The 6,650-nt window shown below is 34.3% G+C and carries 6 protein-coding genes and 1 tRNA gene; 2 read left to right on the top strand and 5 right to left on the bottom strand.

The window, feature by feature from the left end; all coding sequences use genetic code 11:
- Positions 1-358: 358 nt before the first annotated feature.
- Entirely contained in the window at positions 359-619 is a 261-nt protein-coding gene (locus tag VKY47_RS01115; protein WP_324309666.1) for a hypothetical protein, read from the top strand.
- Positions 620-923: 304 nt separating this feature from the next.
- On the opposite strand, the gene VKY47_RS01120 is transcribed toward VKY47_RS01115, so the two are convergent.
- From VKY47_RS01120 to VKY47_RS01130, 3 genes are all read right to left on the bottom strand, one after another.
- Positions 924-2,447, bottom strand: a complete 1,524-nt coding sequence (locus VKY47_RS01120; protein WP_324309668.1) for an ArnT family glycosyltransferase — start codon at positions 2,445-2,447, stop codon at positions 924-926.
- Positions 2,448-2,606: 159 nt separating this feature from the next.
- Positions 2,607-3,485, bottom strand: coding sequence for a retropepsin-like aspartic protease (locus VKY47_RS01125; protein WP_324309669.1), 879 nt, complete (start codon positions 3,483-3,485; stop codon positions 2,607-2,609).
- 258 nt (positions 3,486-3,743) lie between these two features.
- The gene (locus tag VKY47_RS01130; RefSeq protein WP_324309671.1) at positions 3,744-3,893 is read right to left on the bottom strand and encodes a hypothetical protein; all 150 of its coding nucleotides are present in this window, start codon (positions 3,891-3,893) and stop codon (positions 3,744-3,746) included.
- A gap of 552 nt (positions 3,894-4,445) precedes the next feature.
- Between VKY47_RS01130 and VKY47_RS01135 the strand changes: the two genes are divergently transcribed.
- Positions 4,446-4,838: a hypothetical protein gene (locus VKY47_RS01135; protein WP_324309673.1), complete on the top strand. Its 393-nt coding sequence runs from the start codon at positions 4,446-4,448 to the stop codon at positions 4,836-4,838.
- 467 nt (positions 4,839-5,305) lie between these two features.
- Here the strand turns inward: VKY47_RS01135 and VKY47_RS01140 are convergent, their stop codons facing one another.
- Both VKY47_RS01140 and VKY47_RS01145 read right to left on the bottom strand, forming a co-directional pair.
- On the bottom strand, positions 5,306-5,989 hold the full coding sequence (locus VKY47_RS01140; RefSeq protein ID WP_324309674.1) for a hypothetical protein: 684 nt from the start codon (positions 5,987-5,989) through the stop codon (positions 5,306-5,308).
- Positions 5,990-6,391: 402 nt separating this feature from the next.
- Positions 6,392-6,465 (bottom strand) — tRNA-Met (locus VKY47_RS01145).
- Positions 6,466-6,650: the final 185 nt, after the last annotated feature.

A 6,650-nucleotide genomic window follows, 5' to 3' on the forward strand; every position in this document is an offset into this window, starting at 1 on the left:
ATGAAGCGTGTTCTTATTGTTTACAAGGAGAAGATGGCTTTGAAGCCGTTGAGACGCGTGGCCTTTTTATACAAACAAAAAGGGCGTGGAGACTCAACTTACTGGTTCGAGGTACTGGTATACCCACACACAATAAGCAAGCCCACGCCCGGGTCGTGAGCATTATGCTTATCCTCTCGTGTGTTTAAAAATTACCAGTTTCCGAACCGAGATTCAAAGCGAATGCTTCTAATATTTTACTTTAAGAAGTTTCGCAAATATATAATTATGATTCAAATATAATAAAAATATTTTAATATTACCGAATTCGGTAATGATTTTATGTAGGCGAATGTTCACATTGTGGTAAAACACAATTATGACTGATAACAAACCAGAAAAAATAAAGGAATTAATAGCTTTGCAAGTAAAAAAAACAAAAGGAGATCTTCCTTATAGTAAAATATCAGAAAGATGTAATACTACAGCTGCACGAATCAGCGATGTGGCTAATAATAAAATAGATTGTCAACTCACTACGTTTATAGATATAGCGATTGGTTTACGTATACATCCTAAAGATTTACTGGATATTCCTTTCGATTTCGAAGAATACTATTCTCAACTAGATGGGAAATAATCTTTTGAAAGGAGAAGAGGACAAGTAGTTTTCTCATGTTGTTACTTTAAATGGAATTTGACGCATATGACTACTGAACATAATCAGACTCGATTAACAATGAGAATTTGTGAAGCCAAAAACTTAAAACTTAGTGAGTTCTTTAAAATGGTAGGATTATAAAGGTCTTTAAATCAGGCTTTTGCTATTGCTAAATCAGAATTAATATATAACCATACTTGTAGAAGTGTTGTCGAGACAAGTTACTAGCATTTTACTTGTTTTTTACCAGAGTACTTTGTTACCTGCCGTTTTGTTTGGATTGCTATTCGAAAATCCTTGTTTTAAATTCAGTTCGCAACTGTTCAAAATTTAGTTTTGGTTCTTTACAAATGTATATGGTTTGCCACAAATCTTTTTCATCATCCGCATAGGGATTATAAATTTGTTTTACCGCGACAACCGATCTAAAGAAGGACTGAAAAAAGTCTATTCCAGCCTCTCCGTTTGAAAACGCTATAATTGTTTTAGGTAATTCGCCTTTTTCTGGTGTCCAAAGGTAGAAACTCCCGTGGTATGAAAACGCTTTGGGCATTTGATAATTTTCCCTAAAAAGGTTTACTCCGCCTGCTTGGCTATAATGTTTGCCCCAAATTAAACAATCCTTTCTTTCGTTTATGGGTAGGCTATCGTAAACGGTTTGAAGTCCGCCCATAGTTTTTTCCCATTTTGATTTCGAGTAATATTCTTTGTATTCTATTTCGTAACGATTGTTTTTCTTTTCTATTCCTGCGAATTTTATAAATGTATCCAATGGCAGAACAGCTAAGCCAAATGGTATCAACACGAGGCCCGAAACAACAAGAAGAGCGCTTGCGGGATATAAGATCCATTGGCGTTTTGATAAGATTGTTTGTTCAAACCAGATGCTTCCGAATATTAGTAAAGTAATTATTGCGGGATAAAAATAGTATGCTTTGCTTTTGTTTAACGCCATAAGAAATATGGACATGACGATTGTAGATGCGATTGGGCGATAATAACTAGGATTGTTATTTGTTCTAAACATATAGATTAAACCGCCAATCCAAAAAAACAAGGTTAGTGGATTTAAGGATATAACAATACTTTCAAGAACTCCTATTATTGTTAGTTTATCTAATTGTGTTTCATAAAGACGTGAGAACATATCAAGTACCGGAAAACCTTGCTTGTATTGCCATATAACATTTGGGGCTATTAGAATAAGGAACAAGAGCATATATTTCCAAATGTCCTTTTGTAAAATTGATATTCTTGTGCTCTTGAATAGAAGTAAACCAGAAAGGCCTGCTATGAAGAAAAGTATATCATATTTTGTGAGAAATCCAAAACTAAGGCAGATTGTTAGGTAAAGTAAATATTTTTTGTCAAGAGTTTTGATGAACCTAACCAATTGATAAAACGATAACAACCAGAAGAAATGGGTAAAAACCACAGGTTGAAATAATTGATGTCCACGGCCGAAAGCTGGTGCCGTTACAATACAAAGCAGTACAATAAAAACTGCTTTTGATTTCCCACCCAGTTCAAGTGTTGTACGTGCGATTACTATTAAAATCAATAATGAAGCGATGTGCGAAAAGATGTGATGGACAAAAACAGACTGGGAATGAAATTGATTTTGGATAAAGGCCAGCCAACCAATAACGGGTGGAAACTCCATATATCCAAAACTCGGGTAATTTCCTGTTTCTATGTGCAATAATTCGTCCCCTTGAAATCCTGAATTTGAGTCAGCAATGAGATGAAGCGTTATTTTTACAATGCAAAAAAACGCTATGATTGTTGTTATTTTTCTATTTGGCATCTTGATTTGTCAAATGGCAGTTAGGGTGTTTGGCTATGGAAAAGTAGCGTGGTTTGTTACGAACAATGCAAACAGGTAGTGGGAAATCCGCTCCCGAGAGCTATCGGGATTCCAAGTAGGCGAGGACAGGCCCTTGCTTATTCACACGGTTAGCCACAGTTATTTTTTAACGATTAGTCTTTTATTTGGAATATCCATCGTAATTTTTTTACCCATCCAATTTATACCCATAATTCCTTCGTATATTAATCCATCGATGAATGTTACCTGAAAATCATTTACAGAAACGTTATTATTTATATCCGTCATTTTTGATAAGGTTGTATAATAATATTGGTTACCAACTTCTGGTTTGAACATGCTTGGTTTAAATTCACTCTTAATGTTTTGTTTATCAACTCCAAGATGCTCCATAAACCTCGAACTAAATCTAAAAACATTAAATCCAGCACCACTGTCTAAATTTACATTTAAAGTTAGTGTGTTATTCAGTTTGATTGTAGTGGCAATTTCGATTCTAATATCTCGGTCGTTGTTAATTTGGATTGGCAGCTCAAAATCCATTTCCGCAATGAGTTTTGTTAATGAGTCTTTTGTTTCGACGCTCAATATTTTATTCTCAAAATCAATGGTTATTGCCTTGTCTTTGAAGGGAGTTAATGAAATTAGTCCGTCAAGTGGGAAATCAATATCGTAGACTGCAAATTTCTCTTTGCTTGCTTTAAAGTCGCCAATTTCTAAATATTTGGAATTCCACAAATCCGATTGTAATTCCTCGCCTGTAGCTCGATGTCCTGTGTAGAAATGATGGGTTTTTTCGAGGTCGGTTACTTTATCCGCAAACTTTTTGGTCAATAGATTTATTCCTGCTCCTGTGTCAAAAATAAAACTTCCTTCAATTCCGTTAATTTTGGCTGGAATTATTATATGTCCGTTTGCTGTTTGAGTGAACGGAATTTCAATTTTTTTAATTGACTTTTCTTGAGCGACATTTAGTGTTGTAAATAGAATTAATAAAGTTGTAAATAAGATGTTCATAAAAATATGTTTTGGTTTTCCTTTTTAAATAAGACGCCTAATTGGGTTTTTTGTAACAATTTATTTTTGAAGGTGGAGTTTTTATAATTGTTATACTCCCTAAGGAGTTTATTCCTATTTTATATACCGATTATTTGATTCTGAACTAATATAAACCATTTAAAGAGAACGACAAATACCAAGTAATAGGTATTTTTAATTAGTGCTTGTTTGGTTTTTTCAAGACTTAAAAAAATAAGCAGATTTTTTGAGGATTTGTTAGGGGTGTCTGTAATGTGTTGAAAAGAAGGGTTTGTTTTGATAGTCCAGGCTTTTTAAGAAGAAATGAATGGTGTTTATTAAGAGGTTTAGTAGATTGTATGGAACGCCTGTTTGGAATTGTCCGTGACGAACCACGCCACTGCTCATACACGAAATGTTTTATATATTCCTTATTTAATTTTGAACCCATATAAGACATTTAAAGATTGATATTTATAAGTTGGCAGGTAAGGACAGGGCTTTGACACGAATGCCACTAATTTTCAAGAATACTTAGTTAGGTGAAAATTATTGGGGAACTGATTTACTATCTATTTCACGAATGAAACAGACTTTTTAGTTTGTTTTAAAAGCTCTGGTAGAACATTTGTTGGGCTGGTATGGTGCTTTAGTTTATAGTGGTTTAGTTAATAATTAACTATTAAAACAAGCCTTTGCAAATACTGAATTGGGATTATTATGTGCTGCTGTTTCTAGGTGTGATTTCGTGAAAAGAAGATTGGATTTTACTTGGTTTTTAACATGGTGTTTTGTTGGCAAAAGGCTTTCTATTGCTTTTTGTAAATTTCGGGCGTTATAGAAATCTCCGTTGCAAACGAGCGCCAGCTTCGGGAAACACTTACTTAACGTTTGGTCGTTAATCAACTTATTTATATTACTTTTGAACCTTAAAAATAATTTATCATTAATCTTTAGTTTATGCCTTATCAAAATGTTTTCGACCTTTTCTGGAATCAAGTTATAGCAAGTATTCAGGAGGGTAGCTTTGCTAAACTGACCATGGCAAAAACCATTGGTAAACCTAACCTAAAGAATATATTTGTGAGGCCTCTCCATACAGAGGACAGCTTTAAGGTGTTGGTGAAATCGCACTACAGGTCTAAAGAAACAGAAGATGAGGAACAAGAGCTTCGTCTAGAGGACGCCTATACATTTTTAAAATCGCATCTCCATACGTCTTTTTCATCGGTGCTTTTATTTACTACAACAAAAGATATCACTTTTAAAATCAACAAAAAGGGAGCGGGACGAATTACTGAGAACCATCCAACATTTCGTGACGTTAAGCAAGCCAAAACTGATAACGAATAGGGAGCTAGTCAATTCTTAGCTTTATGAAATAGCCCTTATACTCAACGTGTTTACTTCGTTTTTCTGACAGCTCAAAAAGGGGATTGTTTCATGCGATTTAGTTTTCTTAATTTCGGGGAAGGTATATTTAAAAAGTCAGTATAATATCTCTGGGGTTATTTTATATGGTGGTTTCATTTTTGATATTATCATTTAATCTTATCAAAGGTGCGGGTAACTAATGAAATTTTTTAATTGTGTGGCTCGTAACTTTCTGACAGCGTTTCAACTAAAACGTTTATTACAAAACATTGAAAACCTGGAATCCTATATGTGTATTAAGTCCATGTGCTTCGTTTTGAATAAGCTTTTAAGGAGATGGCTAAAGTCTCGATTGCAATAGGTGGAGGGACAAGATGTTTTTAAGAAGCAGATTGGATGAGAGCCCTTAAAACCTCTAAAAATTTAAGTATTAGAGAACCAAGTAGTTATTTTTCCACGGCATTAATAATAGTGTTTTTTAATGTATTGTTTAGGCTGGTGATATATTCTTTTCGTTCAATTAATTGACCGAAATCTGTTTCAAATGTTTTGGTTTCATTTAGATTTGGGAATGATAGCTTGTTTTTAGCTATTGAATTTGAAATCAATATATTAAAATAATTATAAGTTATAATTGCTTTTTGTAAAAAGTCCGTTTTAATGATTTTAAAACCGATTTTCTCGGCAGTTCTTTTGTTCATGATGTAGCTCGTGCCCCTAACTTTCATTTCATTATCATTTTCGTAATTTTCTATCAAGCACAATAATCCTTGCAAATATTGTTGGATTATAAAGTTTGTACGCTGTTTTCCATTCAATTTTTTATCAATCACAAAATAATAATCGAACAAAGTCCCACCGTGAATTTTAATTATCTTGTTTTTTGGTTTTTCGGTAATAAACAAGGTCGAGTAATAAATTAATTTCCCGCTTTTTTTTAGTGAAGGTGTATCGAAGAAAGGTGCTGCTATCGATAAGGTTATTGTAAATGTTAAAATTCCGAGCAGGTAGAGGCTTGTTTTTAGTGAAATAATAATTGATAGGATGATTAATGAAATGGCACAAACCGCTATTATCGCTTGAATTTGATTTTGCTCCTTTTTTCCTTTTTCATAAAAACTGTGTTTCAATATATGTGAATTTTATTTTATTACTAGCGCATATGGTTGGTTGCGTTTTTGGGCATGAAAGTTAACGAATAAAAACTGAATTGAAAACTTGCCCGGATTTTTACGTTTCGAAATGGAGACTAGGAATTTTTGGCTATAAATTACTGAATGTTTTTGAATGGAAGTTTGCTGATTTTTTCAAAAGGCTTTACACCAGTAAAAGTTTGAACGCTGTTGTGTTCTTGGGACTTTTTTTATGTTTGGAATTAGCTACGCTGATTCTTTTAGGGGAGGCTTACAACAGTAAAAGTCCAAACGCTATCGCGTTCTTGGGACTTTTTTTATGCTTTTGCACCTTGAAGCGAGCTTCAAGTGCAACGCATAAAAAAAGCCCTGCACTTTCGTGCAGGACTTTTACTGTTGTAGCGAGATCGGGAATTGAACCCGAGACCTCCGGGTTATGAATCCGACGCTCTAACCGACTGAGCTACCTCGCCATTAATAATTTTATCATATTTATCGGTTATGATTCCTATGCTCCCCGTCCGAACGTTCCTTCGGCACGGGCTGGTAACCGACTGAGCTACCTCGCCATTAATAATTTTATCATATTTATCGGTTATGATTCCTATGCTCCCCGTCCGAACGTTCCTTCGGTACGGGCTGGTAACCGACTGAGCTA

Origin of the sequence: Xanthomarina sp., assembly GCF_035306705.1 — a bacterium.
In the GTDB taxonomy this organism is placed as follows: domain Bacteria; phylum Bacteroidota; class Bacteroidia; order Flavobacteriales; family Flavobacteriaceae; genus Xanthomarina.

Coding starts and splice junctions, on each gene's coding strand:
- VKY47_RS01115 (WP_324309666.1), top strand. CDS start 359: ATGACTGATAACAAACCAGAAAAAATAAAGGAATTAATAGCTTTGCAA.
- VKY47_RS01120 (WP_324309668.1), bottom strand. CDS start 2,447: ATGCCAAATAGAAAAATAACAACAATCATAGCGTTTTTTTGCATTGTA.
- VKY47_RS01125 (WP_324309669.1), bottom strand. CDS start 3,485: ATGAACATCTTATTTACAACTTTATTAATTCTATTTACAACACTAAAT.
- VKY47_RS01130 (WP_324309671.1), bottom strand. CDS start 3,893: ATGAGCAGTGGCGTGGTTCGTCACGGACAATTCCAAACAGGCGTTCCA.
- VKY47_RS01135 (WP_324309673.1), top strand. CDS start 4,446: ATGCCTTATCAAAATGTTTTCGACCTTTTCTGGAATCAAGTTATAGCA.